Origin of the sequence: Mycoplana azooxidifex (assembly GCF_014196765.1) — a bacterium.
In the GTDB taxonomy this organism is placed as follows: Bacteria; Pseudomonadota; Alphaproteobacteria; order Rhizobiales; family Rhizobiaceae; genus Mycoplana; species Mycoplana azooxidifex.
In genome coordinates, this window is record NZ_JACIEE010000002.1 from 317,359 (window position 1) to 338,562 (window position 21,204).

Sequence of the window (21,204 nt, forward strand, 5' to 3'; positions counted from 1 at the left end):
TGCTAATGTCGCCGCGTTTGGCTCACCCGTATGGAGGACAGGATGATCGGTCTGGCAATCGCAGCGGTGGTCGCGCTCTACGCGATCATCCTCTACAACGGCCTGGTGAAGGCGCGGCAGGTCAAGGAGGAGGCCTGGTCCGGCATCGACGTGCAGCTGAAGCGCCGCGCCGACCTGATCCCGAACCTCATCGAGACTGTGAAGGGCTATGCCAAGCACGAGCGCGAGACCTTCGAGCAGGTGGTCGAACTGCGCAACAGGGCGCAGGCCGTGCCCGCCGGCGACATCCAGGGACGCGCCGTCGCCGAGGGCCTGCTCGGCCAGGCGCTCGGCAAGCTGGTCGCGCTCGCCGAAGCCTATCCCGACCTGAAGGCAAGCCAGAATTTCAGCGAGTTGCAGGCTTCGCTGCAGGAGGTCGAGGACGAGCTCCAGATGTCGCGCCGCTACTACAACGGTGCCGCACGCGACCTCAACGTCAAGGTCGAGAGCTTCCCGTCCAGCCTGCTCGCCAGCGTCTTCTCCTTTGCCAAGGCGCCCTATTTCGAGATCGACAATCCCGCCGACCGCGCCGTGCCGACGGTGAAGTTCTAGAAGGACCGGCCGATGGTCGCCCGCATCGCAGCCGCACTTTTCTTCCTGCTGGCCATGGTCGGCGTGGGGCGGGCGGAGGAGGTCATCTCCGCCTTCCATGCCGATATCGGCGTGGCCAGGGACGGAGAGATCACCGTCACCGAGACGATCACCGTCAATGCGGAGGGCGACCGCATCCGCCGCGGCATCTACCGCGATTTCCCGCTCACCTTCGTCGATGCGGGAGGCCGCACGCGCAAGGTGGAGTTCGAGATCCTGGACGTGCGCCGCGACGGTGCCGAGGAACCCTATCGCACGGAGAGCGCGGGCCCCGGCATCCGCATCTATTTCGGCTCCGCCGACGTGATGCTGCGGCCGGGACGGCATGTCTACGAACTGACCTATCGCACCTCCCGCCAGATCCGCTATTTCGAGACGCACGACGAGCTCTTCTGGAACGTCACCGGCACCGAATGGGCCTTTCCGATCGTTGCGGTGTCGGCGGCGGTGACGCTGCCCGCCGGCGTCGAGCCGCAGGAACTGACCTACTTCACCGGCGCCTATGGCGACACCGGCAGGAATGCCCGCGCCAGCGCCTCCGGCAACCGGGCGGAGTTCGTCACCACGCGAAGGCTCGCTCCCCATCAGGGGCTGACGATCGGCGTCATGATGCCGGCCGGCAGCATCGATCCGCCCAGCGCCACCCAGGAGCGGCTGTGGTTCCTCAAGGACAATGCCGGCGCCCTCGTCGGCATCGGCGGTCTTGTGCTGGTGGCGCTCTATTATCTGCGCGCCTGGAACAGGGTAGGGCGCGATCCGCCGCGTGGCGTCATGGTCCCCCGCTGGGACGCGCCTGACGGCGCCTCGCCGGCGCTGCTCAACTACATCGACAACCGTGGCTTCGGCGGCGCGGGCTGGACGGCGCTGTCCGCAGCCCTTTTGAACCTCGCCGTGAAGGGCTTCGTCACCCTCGACGACCTGAAGAATGCGATCGTCGTCACCCGCACCGACAAGCCGCTGGACGCCAGGCTCCCGGCCGGCGAGAGCGCGCTGCTGAAGGCGGTCGACGCGTCCGGGCAGCCGTTTGCCATCGACAAGGCGAACGGCAAGGAAGTGCAGTCGATCGGCAACCGCTTCCGCAGCGCCATGGAGGCCGAGCACCGCGGCAAGTACTACCGCGCCAACTGGGGCTATGTCGCCGGCGGCGTCGCGCTGTCGGCCGTCTGCCTCGCAGCGCTGCTGGTCTTCGGCCGGCTGGACGAGGAGGGGATCGCGCTCGTCGTCATCCCGGCCGCGGCCGCCCTCTTCGTCTCGGTCTTTGCAATCAACTTCGGCAAGTCGCTGCGCGGCGCCCGCAGCCTGTCCCAGCGCATCATGACCGTGCTGATGATCGCCTTCTTCGGCTTCGTCTTCCTCACCGTGTTCGGCGCGGTACTGGCCGGTGCCGTCGCAAGCGGGATCCGCGACGGGCTCCTGCCGGTCCTGGCGGGTGTCGGCGGCATCCTGCTGCTCAACCTGCTGTTCTTCTTCCTGATGGGCGCGCCGACGCCGATCGGGCGGAAGATGATGGACGGCATCGAGGGGCTGCGGCAGTACCTGACGCTTGCCGAGAAGGAGCGGATGAACATGGCCGGCGCGCCGGAGATGTCGCCGCGCCACTACGAGACGCTGCTGCCCTATGCGGTGGCGCTCGGCGTGGAGAAACCCTGGTCGCAGACCTTCGAGCGCTGGCTCGCCACCGCAGCCGCGGGTGCTGCGGCCGCCAGCTACCACCCCGCCTGGTACAGCGGCCACGGCATCGGCCCCGGCAGCTTCGGCGATCGCATGGGCGGCTTCGCCGGGTCCATGGCCGACACCCTGACCGCCTCCCTCCCACCCCCGCCCAAGAGCTCCTCGTCCGGCTTCTCCGGCAGCTCCGGCGGCGGCGGCTTTTCGGGCGGCGGAGGCGGAGGAGGAGGGGGAGGGGGATGGTAGCTTCCTGCCTTCCCTTTGAGGGAAGGCAAAAGACGTCTACCATTGAGCCGAACCGGGGAAAAGACGATGAGTGTAGCCAACATGCCTGCGATCCATCCCGGCGAGATCCTCAGGGACCTCTATCTGGAGCCGCTGGACATGAGTGCCGGTGCCCTGGCAAAGAAGCTGAATGTGCCGCGCACGCGCATCGAGCGCATCGTCACGGAGAAGATCGGCATCACCTCCGATACTGCACTGCGGCTGGCAAGGTACTTCGATACGACGCCGGAATTCTGGATGAACCTGCAGACCGGCTATGACCTCAAGGTCGAGGCGGAGAGAATGCACGACGAAATCGACCGCATCCCTGTTCACCAGGCCGCCTGAACTGCGACTTTTCCGCCGGGGTGTGGATGACTTTTCGCCTCGGGCTTGCTAAGTCCGCCGCAGTCCAAACGATCTTCCAGAAAAGCATCCCATGCCCGATCTTCTGCTTGAGCTCCGTTCCGAGGAAATTCCCGCCCGCCTGCAGCGCAAGGCGGCAGGCGACCTGCGCAAGCTCGTCACCGACGCCCTCGTCGAGGCGGGGCTCACCTACGAGGGTGCCCGCGAGTACTGGACGCCGCGCCGGCTGACGCTCGACATCCGCGGCCTGAAGGCCCGCTCCGCCGACGTCCGCGAGGAGCGAAAAGGTCCCCGCACGGATGCCAACGAGAAGGCGATCGAAGGCTTCCTGCGCGGCGCGGGGCTCGCCTCCGTCAGCGAGGCGCATGTCCACAGCGATCCGAAGAAGGGCGATTTCTACGTCGCCCATATCGTCAAGACGGGCCGCGCTGCCGAAGAGATCATCGCCGATGTGATGCCGGGCATCATCCGCAATTTCCCCTGGCCGAAGCCGATGCGCTCGGGTGCGGCGTCGGCAAGGCCCGGCGCGCTGCGCTGGGTGCGCCCGCTGCAGTCGATCGTCTGCCTGTTCGGCTCGGAGACCGAGGAGACGCGCGTCGTGCCCTTCGCGGTCGACGGCATCGTCGCCGGTAACGTCACCTACGGCCATCGTTTCCACGCGCCGGAGCCGATCACTGTGCGCCGGTTCGACGACTATGCCGCAGCGCTGGAAAAGGCGAAGGTCATCCTCGACGCCGAGCGCCGCAAGCAGATCATCGCCACCGACGCCGCCAACATCGCCTTTGCCAACGGCCTGGAACTGGTCGAGGACGAGGGTCTGCTGGAAGAGGTCTCGGGCCTCGTCGAATGGCCGCAGGTGCTGATGGGCACCTTCGAGGAGGAATTCCTGGCGATCCCGCCGGAAATTATCCGCCTGACGATCAAGACCAACCAGAAATGCTTCGTCACCCGGCCGGCCGGCGGCGGCGAGGGTCTGTCCAACCACTTCGTCCTCGTCTCCAACATCGAGGCGAAGGACGGCGGCAAGGAGATCGTCCACGGCAATGGCAAGGTTGTGCGCGCACGCCTGTCGGACGCCCGCCACTTCTGGACCCGCGACCAGCACGACCTGCCGGATCTCGAAACGCTGACAGCATCGGCCGAAAAATTCGGGCTCGACCTGGGCAAGCCGCTCGACCAGCGCATGGCCAAGCTCGACGCGCTCAACGTCACCTTCCACGCCAAGCTCGGCACGCAAGGCGAGCGCGTGCAGCGCATCCGGGCGCTCGCCGCAGAACTGGCGGTAGTTACCGGCGCCGATCCGGCCCTCGTCGACCGCGCCGTCGTGCTCGCCAAGGCCGACCTGCGCACCGAGGCCGTCGGCGAGTTCCCCGAACTCCAGGGCATCATGGGCCGCAAGTACGCCTTGTTGCAGGGCGAGGACCCGGCGGTCGCCGAGGCGATCGAGGACCACTACAAGCCGCAGGGCCCCTCCGACCGCGTCCCCACCGACCCGGTCGCCATCACCGTGGCGCTCGCCGACAAGCTCGACACGCTGGTGGGCTTCTGGGCGATCGACGAGAAGCCGACGGGTTCGAAGGATCCGTATGCGCTGAGGCGGGCGGCGCTTGGGACAATTCGCGTCCTTCTGGAAAAGGGAGTACGAGTTCCGCTCCGCGAATTGATCGCGCGGCACGCACGCCAGATCGGGCGACAGTTCGCAGATTCCGGCAGGGGATACGTCATTAAACACAATACTGACGGTTCCCTGACGGCTACGAGAAAGCGCGACATGGAGGTGCTTTCCGAGTTCTATGGTAACAAGCAGTTCGATCGTGATCTGCTTGAGCCTGCGTTGGCAGAAGGAAGGTTGGCATACGACATAGGGGAGCCGCGGCAGAGGAGCTTCGTGCCGGCCGTCAGCGATCTTGTGTCCGATCTCCTCTCCTTCCTCCACGACCGCCTGAAGGTCTACCTCCGCGACCTCGGCGCCCGCCACGACCTGATCGATGCGGTGCTGACGCCCGATTCCGACGACCTCCTGATGGTCGCCCGCCGCGTCGAGGCGCTGACGGCGTTCATCACGTCGGAGGACGGAAAGAACCTGCTCGCCGGCACCAAGCGCGCGACGCAACTGCTCGCCGCCGAGGAGAAGAAGGGCACGGTGGTCGCCGACGGCGTCGCCGTCGATCTCTTCCGCCTGCCGGCCGAAGAGGACCTGAATGCGGCGATCGTCATCGCCACCCGCGAGGCGGCCGATGCCGTTGCCGGGGAAGACTTCCGCTCGGCCATGGAGGCGCTGTCGAAGCTGCGCGCGCCGGTGGATAGGTTCTTCGACGACGTGCTGGTCAACGACGAGGATGCGGCGATCCGGGCAAACCGGCTGGCGCTGCTCGCCGCGATCCGCGCCGCCACCGGAACGGTCGCCGATTTCTCGAAAATCGCAGGCTGACGCGGGAACGACAAGATGCCCCTCCCCACCCTCCCCACAAGGGGGAGGGCTTAATCCGGCCGCTCCGCCGGAGCTTCATTCGAGCTTTCGGGTGTGGCGGGGCTGGCGGGCGCCACGACTATTCTCCCCCCTTGTGGGGGAGATGCCCGGCAGGGCAGAGGGGGACTTGCCATAGGCGCGAACCCTGTAGCGTGGGCAGTGCTCCACGACCCACATTCGCCGGTCCGCTCCCCGGCCGTGGAAAACCGCACGACCCGTACCCAACCGCAACCCGGGAGACCGTCTGCGCATGACCGGCAAGATCCTGATCAGCGCCTGCCTCATGGGCCTGCCGGTGCGCTACAACGGATCGGCCAGGCCGCTGCTGCACGAGGCGGTGGCGCGCTGGAAGGAGGAGGGGCGGCTCGTCACCTTCTGTCCCGAACTCGCCGGCGGCTTTTCCGTGCCGCGGCCGGCAGCCGAGATCGCGCGGGCGATGGACGGCAATGCTGTGCTCGACGGCACGGCCCGCGTGGTGGAGCAGTCCGGTCGGGACGTCTCGGATGGTTTCGTCGAAGGAGCGCGCCGGGCGCTTGAAATCGCGCAGGCGAACGGCTGCCGCCACGCGCTCCTGATCGACGGCAGCCCGTCCTGCGGTTCTGGCTTTCTCTACGACGGCAGTTTTTCCGGAAAGCGCCACGCGGGCGAGGGGGTCACGGCGGCGCTGCTCAGGCGCCACGGCATTGCCGTCTTCTCGGACCGGGAGGTGGATCGCCTCGCAGCCGTGCTGGCTATGGACGATGCCGCCTCCGAATAAGGCTTGCGCCCCTGCTTCTCTTCAGGGGCGCAAGACACCCGCACCTGATTGCGCAGGGCGGATGCCCGATCAGTCCTGGAGGGACCGATGGGGCAGGGAACCTGGAAAATATAGGGTCAGTTCAGCCGAAGTTCAAATGTCGATGGATCAAGCTCCCGTGAGGCGACCGGCTGGCTGGCTGCTGCGGCGGTCACCGCGACTGCCGCAGCGCTGCTGTCCAGCGCGCCGGTCATCGCTGCCGTATCGACGGCGGCCACCGGTTCGGCCGGTGCCTCGAGGGGGGCCTCGGCGATCGCGTCCTCGGCCTGTTCGGGCGCCTTGGTGACGAACACCACCGGCGAACCGCCGAACCAGGCCTCGCTGCGGAACATCCGCCGCTCGCCGTCGATTTCGCGGATCTCGACCTTCTGCGTGCCGGGCTCGAGCTCCGGGACCACATAGGAGCGGCGATTTTCCTCCACCTTCAGCGGCGGGCAGTGTGCGCAGGAAATCGTGGCGACGCTGCCCCGGCCCTTGCCGCCGGAGGCGACCGGCTGGATGGAGGACGCAAGAGCGGGTGCGGCAAGAAGCGCGATGGCAAGGGTCGACCCGATGGACTTCATGAGGCTGCGCATACGTGGTTCTCCGTGTTGCGCCGCGTCCGGCCGGAGGCGGCACCGCTTCGTTCCGGCGCAGGACCGGCGAAAGACCGCAAAGGTCTCGCAAACACGCCATGCACCAGGGTCGACGGAAAGACTATGCGTTTTCCGTTACCTTCCGGTCAGGAGAATTGGTAAAAATTGAATGAGGCGCGGATTTATTCCGCTTGCCGAACCTGCCCGGTCAGGCCTTCTCGCGCGCGACCGCCCGCCAGCCGATGTCGCGGCGGCAGAAGCCGTTCGCCCACTCCACCCGATCCGCCAGCGCATAGGCGCCGGCCTGGGCTCCGGCGACGGTGGAGGCGACGGCCGTCGCGTTCAGCACCCGGCCGCCGGTCGCAACCAGCTTGCCGTCCTTCAGGCCTGTGCCGGCATGAAACACCTTGGTGGCGTCGCCGTCGGCCGGGATGGACAGGATCGGCGTGTTCTTGTCGTAGGAACCCGGATAGCCCTTCGAGGCGAGGACGACGGTCAGCGCCGTCTCGTCCTTCCACTCGGCCGAGACTGTGTCGAGCGTGCCGGTCGCCGCCGCATGCAGGATCGGCAGCAGGTCGCTCTTCAGCCGCATCATCAGCACCTGGCATTCCGGGTCGCCGAAGCGGACGTTGTATTCGATCAGTTCCGGCCCCTTGTCGGTGATCATCAGCCCGGCGAAGAGGACGCCGGAAAAGGGGTGGCCGTCGGCGGCCATGCCGCGGATGGTCGGCACGATGATCTCCCTCATGGTCCGCTCGACCATCTCCGGCGTCATCACCGGGGCAGGGGAATAGGCGCCCATGCCGCCGGTGTTCGGGCCGGTGTCGCCGTCGCCGACGCGCTTGTGGTCCTGTGCGGAGGCGAGCGCGAGCGCGTTCTTTCCGTCGCAGAGGCAGAAGAAGCTCGCCTCCTCGCCGTCGAGGAAGGCTTCTACCACGACCTCCGCCCCGGCCGCGCCGAAGGCGCCGTCGAAGCAGTCGTCGATCGCCGCCAATGCCTCTTCCACCGTCATCGCCACCGTCACGCCCTTTCCGGCGGCCAGTCCGTCCGCTTTGATGACGATCGGCGCGCCCTGCTCGCCCACATAGGCGCGGGCGGCGGCGGCATCGGTGAAGCGGCGATAGGCGCCGGTGGGGATGTCGTACTTGGCGCAGAGATCCTTGGTGAAGCCCTTGGAGCCTTCGAGCTGCGCTGCGGCCGCGGACGGGCCGAACACGTCAATGCCGTCGGCGCGGAGCCGGTCGGCAAGCCCCGCCACCAGCGGCGCCTCGGGGCCGACGACGACGAAGGTCACGCCGTTGTCGCGGCAGAAGGCGCAGACCGCCGCATGGTCATCGACGTCGAGCGCGACGAGCGTGGCGCATTCGGCCATGCCGGGATTGCCGGGGGCGGCAAAGAGCTCGGTGAGCAGCGGCGACTGGGCCAGTTTCCAGGCCAGCGCATGTTCGCGTCCGCCCGAGCCGATCAACAGAACCTTCATTGCCAAATCCCCAATCGCCATCGCCGCCGACCCTGGACCGCGTTTCCCGCGGGTTAAGCGGGCCGGGGCGAAAGGTCAAGGGCGACGACGTCGGCGATGGGGCAAAGGAGGCGCAAAGGCCGGCTTGTCCGCAGGGGCGGTGCGGAGCCTGGCCTCAGCGAAAGGTGATGGTCGCGCCCTCGTGGCCGGCGCCGTTCAGGCCGGCGAGTTCCGCGTCGATCAGATGCAGTTCCTGGCACCAGCCGTATTCGAGCGCCAGCGCATTTTTCCGGGCGGCCGTGCGAAGGGCGCATGCGGCATTGCGCAGATGCTCGAGCTTGGCAATCTTTTCGCCGCGGCTGAGGCCGACGTCGTAGCGGATTGCGTTCAGCTTCAGTTCCATCATGCTGGCATTCATGAAAATCACTCCCGTACTTGAACCGGGACAGGAACGTGACACCGGCGATTTCGTTCCGGACGTTTCTGCGTTTTCCGGTTGTACCGGCCCCGGATCGGTGCTTGACGCGGAGCCGGCAGGCTGCGAACCAAGGACATGAGCACCAATCCTTCCGATTCCGGCCCCTCAGACTCCGGTCGGGTAGCCGATGCGCCGTCCGACAACTGGGTCTATCGGGCCCTGCCGCGCGCGCTGTGGCCCTATGCCCAGCTCGCCCGCTGGGACCGGCCGATCGGCTGGCAGCTCCTGATGTGGCCCTGCCTCTGGTCGGCGGCGCTGGCGGCGAACGTGGCGCGCGCGGAGGCGACCTATTCCTTTTCGCAATTTGCCTGGCATGTCCTGCTCTTCGTCATCGGCTCGATCGCCATGCGCGGCGCCGGTTGCACCTATAACGACCTCGTCGACCACGAGATCGACAAGGCGGTGGCCCGCACCCGCTCCCGCCCGCTGCCGTCCGGCCGGGTGTCGCGCGGCCAGGCGAAGCTCTTCATCGTACTGCAGGCGCTTGTCGGCCTGATCGTACTCCTGCAGTTTAACACTTTCTCGGTGGTGCTGGCGCTCGCCTCGCTTGCGGTGGTGGCGGTCTATCCCTTCGCCAAGCGCTTCACCGACTGGCCGCAGTTCTTTCTAGGGCTGGCCTTTTCCTGGGGCGCGCTGATGGGCTGGGCGGCGCAGTTCGGTGCGCTGTCGCTGGCAGCCGTCGCCCTCTATGCCGGCGCCGTCGTCTGGACCATCGGCTATGACACGATCTACGCCCACCAGGACAAGGAGGACGACGCACTGATCGGGGTCCGTTCGACCGCGCGCCTGTTCGGCGAGCGCACCCGCGCGTGGCTGGTCGCCCTCTATGGCCTCACCATCCTCCTGATCGGCCTGTCCTTCGCACTCGCCGGCGTCGGCATCCTCGCCTATGCGGGCCTGGCCGTCGCAGCCGCCCTGCTCGCCTGGCAGATCGTGAAGATAGACATAGACGACGGCGAGCAATGCCTCTCCCTCTTCAAGTTCAACGGCGTCGTCGGCCTGATCGTCTTTCTCGGGCTCCTGGCGGCGCTCGCTTTCGCCTGAGCAACACAAACGAAAAGGCCGCCCGAAAGAGGCGGCCTCGTCGCATTCCGGGTGCCCAGATGCCCCCTTTATGCAGTTTGGTGTCAGTCGCGCGCGATGATCTCGTCGCCGTTGATGCGCATCATCAGGCCGAGGTCGCCGGTGGAGCGGCGCACGAGAAAGCGCGGGCGCCGGTCGGCGAAGTAGGAATGGCGCCGGCGCTGCCGGGGCGGACGGGCGGGAACCGCGCCCAGATGCAATTCCAGCGGGCGGGCCACGCCGTCGGCTTCCACCATCAGCATCGGGATCCGGTAGGCATCCGACCAGCTGCGCCAGTCAGCGGCGATGTCGCAAAGGTCGTGGGCGACGAGCAGCGGAATGCACAGTTCCGGATCGTCGTGGTGCAGTTCGAGCGTCACGGTGACCTCGCCGTTGCCATGGTCGATGGCGCGGGCGGCGACACCCTTGAAGGCGCGCGCCGGCAGCGCAATCGACAGCGGCAGGCCGCTGGAGGGGAGGACCTTGCGCATCACCGCGCCTCGGTCGTCCAGCGTGATGGTCACGTCACCCGTGGTGTTGCGCATCGCATAACTGATCTGCTGGGGAAATCGCTTGGGATCGAGCCTGAGCGTGCTTCCGGCCCATGCCGGCTTGGTAACGGTGTTCAGCATTGTCTTTTACCCTTGTCTTCCTTGAGAGCAGGTTTCCCTTCTCCTCGGGACTTTTCGTCCTCTATGTCGGGAAGCTTAGGCGGCGCGCGTTCCGGCCGGCTTAAAAATCGCGGTTAAGAAAGCTTTGCCCGAGCGGATGGTTAGCAAATGCCGGTCGTGCAGGGTTTCCGTTTGGTGAACGCCCCGAAAGCCCTCTCCGAAAGCCCCGGGCAAGCGACCCCTGCCATGCTCGCGGAGGTTACATGCGCGTGCGTGCGGCTCGATCGGCCGCCGCGCCGGTGCAAAGGGATATTTTCGGGATGCTTTCGACCTATACGAGCTACAATATCATCACCCAGGACATGCTGAAGACGCTCAACCGGAAATCCGAGGAAACCATCAACGCGCGCGAGGCGCAGTACTACCGCGACAATATCGGCAAGGTCTCGACGGTCGACGAGTTCCTTGGCGACTATCGGCTCTTCAACTACGCGATGAAGGCCTACGGCCTCGACGACATGGCCTACGCCACCGCCTTCATGCGCCAGGTCCTGGAAAGCGACCTCTCCGACGAGAACAGCTTCGTCAATCGCCTGACGGATACGCGCTACCGGGAGTTCGCACAGGCGTTTTCGTTTGCGGAAGAGACGGCGGTTGCCCAGTCGGACGCACAGATGGACGACATCATCGGCCTCTATTCGGCCGCGATGGCCAATGCCGGTGCCGTGCAGACCGAGGAGACGCGCTACTACAACATCGTCGTCGACAGCGTCACCAATGTCGACCAGATCCTGAACAACGACCGCATGCGGGACTATCTCTTCACCGCCTTCAACATCGATCCCGATACCTATTCCCGCGAGATGGTCCGCAATTCGCTGACCAGCGACCTCGACGATCCCGACAGCTACGTCAACACCACCTTCGGCGCGCGCATCACGGAGCTGTCGGGCCTCGTCCAGGATGCCCGCGCGCAAATCAACAGCGGCAACCTGTCGTCGACGGAGAAGGCGTCGCTCGAGGCGAAGATCACGCGGTGGAACTCCGAGATCATCAGCGCCGGCAACTACCTGGCGCTTGCCGCCGCATACGAGTTCAGCGAGGACGGGACGCTGCCGGCCGGCACGCTGGCCCAGGACGCAGACCAGAAGGCTGCGACCAACGAGGCCTACATCATTTCGGCCCCGCGCATGACGTCGGCCGGGGCCCTGCTGAACCGGGCCTATTTCGAGGAGGCGATACCCTCCATCACGACCGTGGAAGAGCTGCTCGCCGACAGCCGCCTCGAGGAATACATCCGCACCGCCTTCGACCTGAACGACGTCACCGTCGTCGACGCGACGCTGAAGAACATCCTGACCGACGATCCGGACGACCCGGCGGGCTACATCCAGACGTTCGGCGGCAACGACCCGCGCTACATCGCGCTGAACAAGGCGTTCAACTTCCAGGCGGACGGCACGCTCGCGGCCGGCGACACGGCACAGACGGCGACGCAGACGTCATCGACCGGTTCGGGCTACATGAGCCGCTACAACGACGAGGACGACGAGGCCGACGAGAAGCTCATCGGCCGCTACAAGATCGAGGCGAACGCCATCGAGACCGTCGACGATTTCTTCGCTTCGGTGAACGTCTACGACCTGGCGCTACAGGCCTTCGGCCTCGATCCCGACAGCGAATCGACCTACCGCATCAAGCAGGTGCTGCTGAGCGACCTCAACGACCCGAAGAGCTACGCCAACCGCCTGGGCGACGAGCGCTACATCGAGCTGGCCAAGGCGTTCAATTTTGACGCCGACGGCAACATCGAGCCGCCCACCCTGGCCCAGAGCGAGGCAGAGATACAGGTGGTCAACCGCGCCTACATCACCGCCGTGTCCCGCTTCGGAACGGCCGAGGACAAGGAGGAGGCGGAAGAGGAAGCGAGTTATTACGCGGCCCAGATGCAGTCCATTGAGACGGTGGAGGAGTTCCTGGCCGACGAGAGGCTCGTCAACGTCATCCTGCAGGCCAACGGCATCGATCCGGAAACGGTGCCCGAAGGTTTCATGAAGCAGATCTTCGCATCCGATCTCGACGATCCGCAGAGCTTTGCCAACCAGCAGGCCGAACGCAGGTACAGGGCGATGGTGGCCTCGTTCAACTTCAACGCCGACGGCCTCGTCGAGCGGCCGGAGGAGACGGCGATCCAGTCCCGCCGCGGCATCTACCAGACGATCGACAACTATGTCCGCCAGGCGATCGAGAGCGACGAGGGCGTGCAGAACCCCGGCGTCCGCCTGGCGCTCTACTTCGAGCGCAAGGCGCCGACGATCTCGAGCGCCTATGACATCCTGGCCGACGACGCCCTCTACGAGGTCTTCAAGACGAGCTTCAGCATCTCCGACGAGGTCGGCAACGCCGATATCGACGCCCAGGCCGAGATGATCAAGCGCCAGATCAACATCGAGGACCTGCAGGATCCCGAATACGTGAAAAAGATGATCGTCCGGTTCTCCGTCCTCTACGATCTGGAGAACAACACCCAGACCTCGTCCGCGCTCACCATCCTGGCCGGCGGAACGCAGAGCATCAGCGCCGATACGTTGATGAGCCTGTCGCAGCTGAGGACCGGCGGGATCTGACGCCCAGGCGCGCGAGGAGGGGGAGCGGCGTCACCGCTCCGCCCGCAGCACCTTGTCCGGGTTCATGATGCCGGCGGGGTCGAAGGCGTGTTTGATGCGGGCCATCAGTTCGATCTCGATCGGCGCGCGCACCGCGGCAAGCTCGTCGCGCTTCAACTGGCCGATGCCGTGTTCCGCCGAGATCGAGCCGCCGTATTTCAGCACGATCCCGTGCACAACCGCGTTCACCTCCCGCCAGCGGTCGAGGAAGGCCTGCTTGTCGGCGCCGATGGGCTGGGAGATGTTGTAGTGGATGTTGCCGTCGCCCATGTGGCCGAAGGAGCAGATCCGCGCGCCGGGGATCATCGCCATCACCGCTTCGTCGGCCTCGGCCATGAAGGCGGGAATGCTGGAGACGGGGACGGACACGTCGTGCTTGATCGACCCGCCCTCCGGCTTCTGCGCCGGCGACATGCTTTCGCGCATGTGCCAGATCGCGCGGCGCTGGTCCTCGCTCGCGGCGATCACCGCGTCCTGCACGAGATCGGCCTCCATCGCCTCGGCCAGCAGCGTCTCGACCATCGTCCGCGCCGTCTCGGCGGAATCGGAGGTGGAGACGTCGATCAGCGCATACCAGTCGTGCCGGCTCGAAAGCGGGTCGCGGACGCCGGGAATGTGCCGGGTGGTGAAGGCGATGCCGATCCGGGGCATCAGCTCGAAGCCGGTGAGGGCGCCGCCGCAGCGTTGCTGGGCCTTGTCGAACAGCGCCAGCGCGGCCTCCACCGAGCGAAGGCCGGCAAAGGCGACCTCGTGGCCGGCTGGCCGCGGAACGAGCTTCAGCACAGCACCCGTGATCACCCCGAGCGTGCCTTCCGCGCCGATGAACAGGTCGCGCAGGTCGTAGCCGGTGTTGTCCTTCTTCAGTCGCCTGAGCCCGTCCCAGATCTCGCCGGTCGGCAGCACCACCTCCAGTCCGAGGCAGAGCTGGCGCGTGTTGCCGTAGGCCAGCACGGCGGTGCCGCCGGCATTGCTGGAAAGGTTGCCGCCGATCTGGCAGCTGCCCTCCGAGCCGAGCGACAGCGGAAACAGCCGGTCGACGTCCTCGGCCGCCTTCTGGATGTCGGCGAGCACGCAGCCGGCGTCGGCGACGATCACGTTGCCGACCGGATCGACGTCGCGGATCCGGTTGAGCCGTGACAGCGACAGCACCACATCGGCCCGGCCCTCGCGCGGGATCTGTCCGGCGACGTGGCCGGTGTTGCCGCCCTGCGGCACGATCGCCGCGCCGGTCTCACTGGCAAGCTTGAGGATCGCCGACACTTCGGCGACGCTGCCGGGCCGGAGCACGAGCGGCGTCGTGCCGTGATAGAGCCCGCGCGATTCCACCAGATAGGGCGCGACGGAGGCGCCATCGGTCAGCGCGTGGGCAGAGCCTGTGATCGCCGCAAAGCGGGCGAGGAGGTCGGCGTCCATGGTGTCGGGGGTGTTGGGCATGCTTGGACTCCTGCTTCAGCTACGTGGCGCGGCCGCCCGTTCGAGCCTGTCGTTGATGGCTTCGCCCAGGCCCGTGGCGGGGATCGGCGCAAAGGCGATTGTGCGCGCGCCGGTGGCATCCGCCGTCTGCATGTAGCCGAAAAGATTGGCGGCCGCCTCGCGCAGGTCGCCGCCGGGACTGAGGTCGAGCACGATGGCGGCCTTCTCCTCGCCGGGAAGCTCCGTTCCGCCGAAGCGGATCAGCGCCTCGCCGGGGGCAACCTCGCGCGCGTTCAGGCGCACGCCGGCGTCGGGGGCATAGTGCGAGGCCAGCATTCCCGGCGCCTCGATCGCAGCGCCCGGCGCCGTCGGCCGGATCACCGCAAGCCCGGTCAGTTTCTCGATGTCGCTCGCATCGAGCCCGCCGGGACGCAGCAGGCGGATCCTGTCGTCCTCGACCTTGACGATGGTGGATTCGACGCCGACGCGTGCCGGGCCGGCATCGAGGATCAGTTCGATCGCGGAGCCGAGGTCCGCCTCGACATGGGCGGCAGTCGTCGGGCTGATCCGCCCCGACGTGTTGGCGCTCGGGGCGGCGAGGGGTCGGCCGAATGCCGCGAGAAGCCGCCCGGCAAAGCCTGCCGGCACCCGCAGGCCGACCGTATCGAGTCCGGCGCGCGCCAGCGGATGGATCGGCGTGTCCGGCCGGACAGGAAGGATGAGCGTCAGCGGCCCCGGCCAGAAGGCCATGGCGAGCTGTCGCGAGAGCGGATCGAAGACGGCATGACGCTCGGCCATTTCGAGATCGGCGACGTGGCAGATGAGCGGGTTGAACTGCGGCCGGCCCTTCGTCTCGTAGATGCGCGCGATCGCCTGCGGATTGGTCGCATCGGCCGCGAGCCCGTAGACCGTCTCGGTGGGGATCGCCACGGGAAGGCCGCGGCCGAGCACTTCGGTCGCCCTCTGCAGGGCGTGATCCGCATCCGCGGCCGTGTCGACTATCTCTGCCATCTCGTCCATCTTCGCCGTTGCCGGCCCGCTTTAGCGTCTTTGGCCGGTGCCTGCCAAGGGCGAATGAACACCGCACGCGCTGCGTGTCGAAATCGGGCCCGGTGCACCCGACCTGTGCCCTCGTTAGATGCTTCGTAACCGATCGCTGATAAAAGGGGGCGGAATAGATGGGTGGGGCCTGTGCACATGAACCAGAAGAAATCCTCGACCAACGACGTCGCCTTGCGTGTCGCGAGCGCCATGCAGCAGATGGGCATCGACGGTCTGCCGCGAAACTACGAGCTCGTCTACGAGGCCTACGCAGGCGCCAATCCGGAGCTGGTTCGGGATTTCATCGCGCTCGGAAAGTTCAAGACGCAAGGTGCGCTGGACGAGCTCGGCCGCAAGTATCTCCCGCATCATCACGAGGAAGCCGTGCTGCAGCGCTCGGCGGGTGCGGTTCGTGACGAAATGACCAATTTCATGGCGCTGCTGCAGGAGGAGCAGACCTCGCTCAGCGATTACGGTCGCCTGATCGGAGAGGCCTCGCAGGCGATCTTCTCCACCGACCAGGGCACCGCCCAGGCGCTCGGCAGCTCGATCGAGAGGCTGCGGCAGGCAACCGAACGGCAGTTCACCCGCAATGCGGCGATGGAGGCCAGGGTGGCCAACCAGTCGGAGAACATGGAGGCGATCCAGCACGACCTCGCCGCCTTCGAGGCCACCAAGTTCACCGACGCCGCGACGGGGCTCGGCAACCGCCGCGCCTTCAACAAGTCCGTCGCCAGGGTCTATGCCAACGCGGAAATGCCGCTCTCCTGCGCGCTGGCCGTGGTCGAGATCGATGTCGGCAAGCGCTTCTCGCCGGTCCAGGTCGAAGCGCTCAACGATTACCTGGTCCGCCACTACGGCAGCCTGATCAAGCGCACCACGCCCTCCACCGACGTCGTCTGCCGCTTTGACGGCTTCCGCTTCGGCTTCCTGTTCTTCACCTCCGACGAGACCGAGGTCGGCAGGCTGATGGCGCTGCTGCGCACCGCCTTTGCCACAGCGACCCTGAAGCATCCCGAGACCATGCGCAGCCTCGGCAGCCTGACCTTCTCCGCCGGCGTCTGCATGGCCGGTGCCGCCGGCAACGCCTTCGATTTCGTCAACCTGGCGGAGAAATCGCTGCAGCAGGCGCTGGCCGCCGGCGGCAACCGGATCGTCCTCCATCGCGACAACGAGAGCGGCGGCGAGGGCAAGGATTGGATGCTCTACAAGGCCGGTTGAGGCGTCCCTTCAATGGTCGATTGCGGACCCGCCATGGTTGTCGGCCGGGCGTGAATTTATCGTTGCCTATCACGCGGTTTGGTGCCACTTTCCTGCCCGGACGACACGCTCGTCCCGCAGCCATGCGCGTCGTACATGATGCGCCCGAAAGGCTGCAATCGAACAACAGGAGGTTGCCGTGACACTTGCGATCAACGACGTGGCACCGGATTTCAGGGCCGAGACGACCGATGGTCCGATACAGTTCCATGACTGGATCGGCGATTCCTGGGCCGTGCTCTTCTCCCATCCGAAGGACTTCACGCCCGTCTGCACCACCGAATTGGGCTACATGGCCCGCATCAAGCCGGAATTCGACCGCCGCGGCGTCAAGATCATCGGCCTGTCGGTCGATCCGCTCGACCGCCATGCCGGCTGGGCCAGCGATATCGAGGAGACGCAGGGCCACGCGCCCAACTTCCCGATGATCGCCGACGTCGATTTCGCCGTATCCAAGGCCTATGGCATGCTGCCGGCCGCGGTGTCGGGTGATCCGACCGCCCGCACGCCGGCCGACAACCAGACCGTGCGCAACGTCTTCGTCGTCGGGCCCGACAAGAAGGTCAAGCTGATCCTGGTCTATCCGATGACGACGGGGCGCAATTTCGACGAGGTTCTGCGCGTCATCGACAGCCTGCAGTTGACCGCCAAGCACAAGGTGGCGACCCCGGTCAACTGGCAGAAGGGCGAAGACGTCATCATCGCCGGTTCCGTCTCCGACGACGACGCCCGCAAGCAGTATCCGGACGGCTGGCGCGCGCCCAAACCCTATATCCGGATCGTGCCGCAGCCGGGAAGCTGAACCCGTCGTCTTTCCCGCAGGCATGCTTGTCGAGTGGAGGGACAGATGATCTTCCGACAACTCTTCGACAGCGTATCCGGCACCTATACCTACCTCATCGCCAGCCGGGCCGGCGGTGAGGCCCTCATCATCGACCCCGTGCTGGAGAAGGTGGACCGCTACCTGAAACTGGTCGAGGAACTCGACCTGAAGCTGGTCAAGGCGGTCGATACCCATCTGCATGCCGATCACGTCACCGGCCTCGGCGCCTTGCGCGACCGCACCCACTGCATCACCGTCATGGGCGAGCAGACCGCAGCCGACGTGGTCTCGATGCGCGTTGCCGAAGGCGACCGCGTCTCCATCGAAGGCCTGAGCCTCGACGTGCTCTATACGCCGGGCCACACCGACGACAGCTATTCCTTCCTGATGAACGGCCGCGTCTTTACCGGCGACACGCTACTGATCCGCGGCACCGGGCGCACCGATTTCCAGAACGGCGACCCCCGGCAGCAGTACGATTCCATCTTCAACAAGTTGCTGCGCCTTCCCGACGAGACGCTGGTCTATCCCGCCCACGACTACAAGGGCGACACCGTCTCCACCATCGGCGAGGAGAAGCACTTCAATCCGCGCCTTCTCGTCGGCTCGGTCGACGAATATGTCGAACTGATGAACAACCTCAACCTGCCGAACCCGAAGATGATGGACGTGGTCGTGCCCGCCAACATCCGCGTCGGCCTGCACCAGGACGAGATCGCCCGGCGCGGCTGGGCGCTGTCGGCGAAGGAGGCGATGGCGCTGCACGGCAGCTACGGCATCGCCATGGTCGACCTGCGCGAGAAGGGCGAGCGCGAGAAGCACGGCAGCATCCCCGGCGCGCTGCATGCGCCCTATGGCGACCTCAACGAGAACATCGGCGAGGGCGGCATCCTGCACGAACTGGCAGCGGCGACGGGCAAGCGGATCGTCTTCTATTGCGCCTTTGGCGAGCGCTCGGCCATGGCGGTGGAAGCAGCGCAGGCCGCGGGCCTCGCCGGCGCCTGCCATATCGACGGCGGAATGGCCGCCTGGAAGAAGGCGGACGGCCCCGTCGTCCGCTGACGCGCGGCGCCATGCCGGTCGTGCCGGTTCAGATCGTCCGGATGATCTTGCGCAGTTCCTCGTCGCGAGCACCGAGCAGGAGCACGCTCTTCATCGCCTCCCTGGGGTCGTGGGTGTGGAAGAGGATGCCGTCGTCGCCGACCTTGCGGTCGATCTCGAGCCGCCCCTCGGCTTCCGAGGGGCTGATGGCGACGGCGAAGTACATGCGCTTGAATTTCGGGCTGATCCCCGCGAAGAAGCGCTCGCCCTCGCCGATCTCTGAATAGAAGTTGGCCATGTAGAACGACCACTGCACGTCTTCGTGCCTCGGCAGGTGGGTGCTCGACACGGTCACGTGGCAGTAGCCGAGATGCGGCATGGAGGCCAGCGTGCGGTGGAAGATCAGCTTGGGGAAGCGGATCGAGCGGTGGAAGCCGTTGATGCGGTCGTGGGTGACCGTGCCGGCCTGCTCCAGCGTGCGCCCGGTCGCATCGGCGACCTCGCGATAGGTCAGGTAGCGCTTCTCGGTCTCGTTCCACTCGCGCCGCTCCAGCTTCCCCGTCCGCAGGAAGTCCGTATAGGCGACGGATCGGCCGCGCTGTGCCCGCTTGTAGGCGACAGCGTCGTAGTACCTGAATTTCGGTGCGGGCGTGGGCAGCACGGGAAGGGCTCCGGAAGATCGCGATCTGATCCGGGATCATGTCGCCTCATGGTTAACGCCGCCCTTACGCGGCGGCCCGGGTGCGCGGATTTTCGCTTCTCCGCGTGGACGGCCGGTCGCTGTGACTGCGGCGACCGGCCCAGTGGCGTCAGTCGCCGCCCGCGCCCCGCAACTGCGCCTCGATCTTGCTGAGGTTGAACGACCCCGGCGACTGGCTCGGCGGATAGTCCTTCATCGTCTGCAGGAACTGCGCGGCCAGCCCCTGGATCGGCACGATCACGAAGATGCGGTCGAGGAACCAGTCGTTGTAGGTGTTGGAATTGTGCTGCGCCTTCTCGAACGGGTCGCGCCGCAGGTTGAACAGCAGCGGCACGCGCAACTCGGTGAACGGTTCGCGCCAGACCCCGAAGGCCTCGCCGCGGTTCTCCAGGAACACGGCCTTCCAGTCGTCGTAGCGTGCCGCCACGACCTGCCCGTCGTCGTTGACGTACCAGAACTCGTGCCGCGGCGAGCCCTCCGCCTTGCCGCCCAGATAGTCGAGCTGGTTGTAGCCGTCGATATAGTTGCGGTAGCTGCGGCCGTTCAGTTCGACCGTGTTGGCGAGCTTCGTCTTGATGTCCGGATCGCCGGCGATCGCGGCGAAGGTCGGCAACCAGTCCTCATGCGCGACGATGCCGTTCAGCGTCTTGCCGGCGGGGAAGTGACCCGGCCAGCGGGCAAAGGCGGGCACGCGATAGGCGCCCTCCCAGTTGGAGTTCTTCTCGCTGCGGAAGGGCGTGGTGCCCGCATCCGGCCAGGTGTTGTAGTGGGGCCCGTTGTCGGTCGAATAGAGCACGACCGTGTCCTGCGCGATGCCAAGGTCGTCGAGCAGCTTCAGCAGTTCGCCGACATGCATGTCGTGCTCCACCATGCCGTCGTGGTACTCGTCGCCGCTTGGGCCCGAGATCCCCTTGTTCTGTTCCTTGACGTGGGTGCGGAAGTGCATCCTCGTGCCGTTCCACCAGCAGAAGAACGGCGTGCCGCCCTGGTTCTGACGGGTGATGAAGTCCTTGGCGGCGGCCAGCGTCTCTTCGTCGATCGTCTCCATCCGCTTCTTCGTCAGCGGGCCGGTGTTCTCGATCTTCTGCGTGCCGTCCGGATTGGCCCAGGCATGGAGCACGCCGCGCGGGCCGAACTGTTCGAGGAAGGTCTTTCCGTTCGCCAGTACCCGGTCGCGCGGATAGTCGCGGTTCTCCGGTTCCTCCTCGGCGTTCAGATGGTAGAGATTGCCGAAGAACTCGTCGAAGCCGTGCATCGTCGGCAGGTGTTCGTCCCGGTCGCCCTGATGGTTCTTGCCGAACTGGCCGGTCGCGTAGCCCTGGGCCTTCAGCACCGTCGCCACCGTGACGTCGGTCTTCTGCCAGCCCTGCGGCGCTCCCGGAAGGCCGACCTTGGTCATGCCGGTGCGCACCGGCACGTTGCCGCCAAGAAAGGCGGCCCGCCCGGCCGTGCAGCTCTGCTGGCCGTAATAGTCGGAAAAGGACAGGCCCTCTTCGGCGATCCGGTCGATGTTGGGCGTCCGGTAGCCCATCATTCCCCGGCTGTTGGCGGAGATGTTCCAGATGCCGATGTCGTCGCCCCAGATGACGAGAATGTTCGGCGGCTTGCCGGTGGCGGGCGCCGTCGATTGGACCGGCGTCTGGGTCTGGGCTAGCGCCGTCTGTGGGCCGGCGGGGCCTCCGAGCGCCGTGGCGGTCGCGACGGCCGTCCCGGCGAGCAGGACACTCCTGCGCGTCAGTTCCGTCGTCTTCTGGTTCTTGTTCTTCTGTTCATTGTCCTGGCTCCTGTTGTCACATGCGAATTCGGCAGCCATCGTTTCACCCTCCCGTGACAAGATCGGTATGCATTCGTCGATGCTTTTGCTGGCTGGGCGCCGAGGGG

General features: G+C 66.3%; 18 protein-coding genes. 10 read left to right on the top strand and 8 right to left on the bottom strand.

Annotated elements, in window-relative coordinates; all coding sequences use genetic code 11:
• Positions 1 to 42: 42 nt before the first annotated feature.
• The 5 genes from GGQ64_RS04945 to GGQ64_RS04965 all read left to right on the top strand — a co-directional run bounded on the left by GGQ64_RS04945 (position 43) and on the right by GGQ64_RS04965 (position 6,155).
• Positions 43 to 591, top strand: a complete 549-nt coding sequence (locus GGQ64_RS04945) for a LemA family protein (protein ID WP_183799971.1) — start codon at positions 43 to 45, stop codon at positions 589 to 591.
• 12 nt (positions 592 to 603) lie between these two features.
• Positions 604 to 2,544, top strand: a complete 1,941-nt coding sequence (locus GGQ64_RS04950; protein ID WP_183799974.1) for a DUF2207 domain-containing protein — start codon at positions 604 to 606, stop codon at positions 2,542 to 2,544.
• Positions 2,545 to 2,610: 66 nt separating this feature from the next.
• Positions 2,611 to 2,910 (top strand): HigA family addiction module antitoxin, encoded by a 300-nt coding sequence (locus tag GGQ64_RS04955; protein ID WP_183799977.1) that lies wholly within the window; start codon positions 2,611 to 2,613, stop codon positions 2,908 to 2,910.
• Positions 2,911 to 3,001: 91 nt separating this feature from the next.
• The gene (gene glyS / locus GGQ64_RS04960; protein WP_183799980.1) at positions 3,002 to 5,359 is read left to right on the top strand and encodes a glycine--tRNA ligase subunit beta; all 2,358 of its coding nucleotides are present in this window, start codon (positions 3,002 to 3,004) and stop codon (positions 5,357 to 5,359) included.
• Positions 5,360 to 5,648: 289 nt separating this feature from the next.
• The gene (locus GGQ64_RS04965; RefSeq protein WP_183799983.1) at positions 5,649 to 6,155 is read left to right on the top strand and encodes a 2-thiouracil desulfurase family protein; all 507 of its coding nucleotides are present in this window, start codon (positions 5,649 to 5,651) and stop codon (positions 6,153 to 6,155) included.
• 116 nt (positions 6,156 to 6,271) lie between these two features.
• Here the strand turns inward: GGQ64_RS04965 and GGQ64_RS04970 are convergent, their stop codons facing one another.
• The 3 genes from GGQ64_RS04970 to GGQ64_RS04980 form a co-directional block, all read right to left on the bottom strand.
• Complete coding sequence (locus GGQ64_RS04970) at positions 6,272 to 6,769, bottom strand: plant virulence effector HPE1-like domain-containing protein (protein ID WP_246422336.1); 498 nt, start codon at positions 6,767 to 6,769, stop codon at positions 6,272 to 6,274.
• A 208-nt stretch (positions 6,770 to 6,977) separates the two neighbouring features.
• Positions 6,978 to 8,249: a phosphoribosylamine--glycine ligase gene (gene purD, locus GGQ64_RS04975; protein WP_183799986.1), complete on the bottom strand. Its 1,272-nt coding sequence runs from the start codon at positions 8,247 to 8,249 to the stop codon at positions 6,978 to 6,980.
• Between the two features lie 154 nt (positions 8,250 to 8,403).
• Positions 8,404 to 8,646: a hypothetical protein gene (locus GGQ64_RS04980; protein ID WP_183799989.1), complete on the bottom strand. Its 243-nt coding sequence runs from the start codon at positions 8,644 to 8,646 to the stop codon at positions 8,404 to 8,406.
• Positions 8,647 to 8,781: 135 nt separating this feature from the next.
• Here GGQ64_RS04980 and ubiA point away from each other — a divergent pair, with 135 nt between their 5' ends.
• Positions 8,782 to 9,750 carry a 4-hydroxybenzoate octaprenyltransferase gene (gene ubiA / locus GGQ64_RS04985; RefSeq protein WP_183799991.1) on the top strand — a complete coding sequence of 323 codons (969 nt, stop codon included), beginning with the start codon at positions 8,782 to 8,784 and terminating at the stop codon, positions 9,748 to 9,750.
• 83 nt (positions 9,751 to 9,833) lie between these two features.
• Here ubiA and GGQ64_RS04990 read toward each other — a convergent pair whose 3' ends face one another.
• A complete protein-coding gene (locus GGQ64_RS04990) occupies positions 9,834 to 10,400 on the bottom strand; it encodes a DUF6101 family protein (RefSeq protein ID WP_183799994.1) in 567 nt (188 codons plus the stop codon).
• Between the two features lie 299 nt (positions 10,401 to 10,699).
• Between GGQ64_RS04990 and GGQ64_RS04995 the strand changes: the two genes are divergently transcribed.
• Positions 10,700 to 13,006, top strand: coding sequence for a DUF1217 domain-containing protein (locus GGQ64_RS04995; RefSeq protein WP_183799997.1), 2,307 nt, complete (start codon positions 10,700 to 10,702; stop codon positions 13,004 to 13,006).
• Positions 13,007 to 13,036: 30 nt separating this feature from the next.
• Here the strand turns inward: GGQ64_RS04995 and GGQ64_RS05000 are convergent, their stop codons facing one another.
• Both GGQ64_RS05000 and GGQ64_RS05005 read right to left on the bottom strand, forming a co-directional pair.
• On the bottom strand, positions 13,037 to 14,479 hold the full coding sequence (locus tag GGQ64_RS05000; protein WP_246422338.1) for an FAD-binding oxidoreductase: 1,443 nt from the start codon (positions 14,477 to 14,479) through the stop codon (positions 13,037 to 13,039).
• A gap of 15 nt (positions 14,480 to 14,494) precedes the next feature.
• Positions 14,495 to 15,469 carry an L-threonylcarbamoyladenylate synthase gene (locus tag GGQ64_RS05005; protein WP_183800000.1) on the bottom strand — a complete coding sequence of 325 codons (975 nt, stop codon included), beginning with the start codon at positions 15,467 to 15,469 and terminating at the stop codon, positions 14,495 to 14,497.
• 186 nt (positions 15,470 to 15,655) lie between these two features.
• Between GGQ64_RS05005 and GGQ64_RS05010 the strand changes: the two genes are divergently transcribed.
• The 3 genes from GGQ64_RS05010 to GGQ64_RS05020 all read left to right on the top strand — a co-directional run bounded on the left by GGQ64_RS05010 (position 15,656) and on the right by GGQ64_RS05020 (position 18,644).
• Entirely contained in the window at positions 15,656 to 16,720 is a 1,065-nt protein-coding gene (locus tag GGQ64_RS05010; protein ID WP_183800003.1) for a GGDEF domain-containing protein, read from the top strand.
• Between the two features lie 178 nt (positions 16,721 to 16,898).
• On the top strand, positions 16,899 to 17,561 hold the full coding sequence (locus tag GGQ64_RS05015) for a redoxin domain-containing protein (protein ID WP_183800006.1): 663 nt from the start codon (positions 16,899 to 16,901) through the stop codon (positions 17,559 to 17,561).
• A gap of 45 nt (positions 17,562 to 17,606) precedes the next feature.
• A complete protein-coding gene (locus tag GGQ64_RS05020) occupies positions 17,607 to 18,644 on the top strand; it encodes an MBL fold metallo-hydrolase (protein ID WP_183800009.1) in 1,038 nt (345 codons plus the stop codon).
• Positions 18,645 to 18,672: 28 nt separating this feature from the next.
• Here the strand turns inward: GGQ64_RS05020 and GGQ64_RS05025 are convergent, their stop codons facing one another.
• Positions 18,673 to 19,284 carry a DUF6656 family protein gene (locus tag GGQ64_RS05025; protein WP_343059418.1) on the bottom strand — a complete coding sequence of 204 codons (612 nt, stop codon included), beginning with the start codon at positions 19,282 to 19,284 and terminating at the stop codon, positions 18,673 to 18,675.
• Positions 19,285 to 19,432: 148 nt separating this feature from the next.
• Positions 19,433 to 21,136, bottom strand: coding sequence for an arylsulfatase (locus GGQ64_RS05030; RefSeq protein WP_210300147.1), 1,704 nt, complete (start codon positions 21,134 to 21,136; stop codon positions 19,433 to 19,435).
• Positions 21,137 to 21,204 lie beyond the last annotated feature (68 nt).

Excerpts from the sequence above, each read along its gene's own strand:
- GGQ64_RS05030 (WP_210300147.1), bottom strand. The coding sequence starts at position 21,136 with ATGGCTGCCGAATTCGCATGTGACAACAGGAGCCAGGACAATGAACAG.
- GGQ64_RS04995 (WP_183799997.1), top strand. The coding sequence starts at position 10,700 with ATGCTTTCGACCTATACGAGCTACAATATCATCACCCAGGACATGCTG.
- GGQ64_RS04945 (WP_183799971.1), top strand. The coding sequence starts at position 43 with ATGATCGGTCTGGCAATCGCAGCGGTGGTCGCGCTCTACGCGATCATC.
- glyS (WP_183799980.1), top strand. The coding sequence starts at position 3,002 with ATGCCCGATCTTCTGCTTGAGCTCCGTTCCGAGGAAATTCCCGCCCGC.
- GGQ64_RS05020 (WP_183800009.1), top strand. The coding sequence starts at position 17,607 with ATGATCTTCCGACAACTCTTCGACAGCGTATCCGGCACCTATACCTAC.
- GGQ64_RS05000 (WP_246422338.1), bottom strand. The coding sequence starts at position 14,479 with ATGCCCAACACCCCCGACACCATGGACGCCGACCTCCTCGCCCGCTTT.
- GGQ64_RS04965 (WP_183799983.1), top strand. The coding sequence starts at position 5,649 with ATGACCGGCAAGATCCTGATCAGCGCCTGCCTCATGGGCCTGCCGGTG.
- GGQ64_RS04955 (WP_183799977.1), top strand. The coding sequence starts at position 2,611 with ATGAGTGTAGCCAACATGCCTGCGATCCATCCCGGCGAGATCCTCAGG.
- GGQ64_RS04980 (WP_183799989.1), bottom strand. The coding sequence starts at position 8,646 with ATGAATGCCAGCATGATGGAACTGAAGCTGAACGCAATCCGCTACGAC.
- ubiA (WP_183799991.1), top strand. The coding sequence starts at position 8,782 with ATGAGCACCAATCCTTCCGATTCCGGCCCCTCAGACTCCGGTCGGGTA.
- GGQ64_RS05010 (WP_183800003.1), top strand. The coding sequence starts at position 15,656 with ATGAACCAGAAGAAATCCTCGACCAACGACGTCGCCTTGCGTGTCGCG.
- GGQ64_RS04970 (WP_246422336.1), bottom strand. The coding sequence starts at position 6,769 with ATGCGCAGCCTCATGAAGTCCATCGGGTCGACCCTTGCCATCGCGCTT.
- GGQ64_RS04950 (WP_183799974.1), top strand. The coding sequence starts at position 604 with ATGGTCGCCCGCATCGCAGCCGCACTTTTCTTCCTGCTGGCCATGGTC.
- purD (WP_183799986.1), bottom strand. The coding sequence starts at position 8,249 with ATGAAGGTTCTGTTGATCGGCTCGGGCGGACGCGAACATGCGCTGGCC.
- GGQ64_RS05005 (WP_183800000.1), bottom strand. The coding sequence starts at position 15,469 with ATGGCAGAGATAGTCGACACGGCCGCGGATGCGGATCACGCCCTGCAG.
- GGQ64_RS04990 (WP_183799994.1), bottom strand. The coding sequence starts at position 10,400 with ATGCTGAACACCGTTACCAAGCCGGCATGGGCCGGAAGCACGCTCAGG.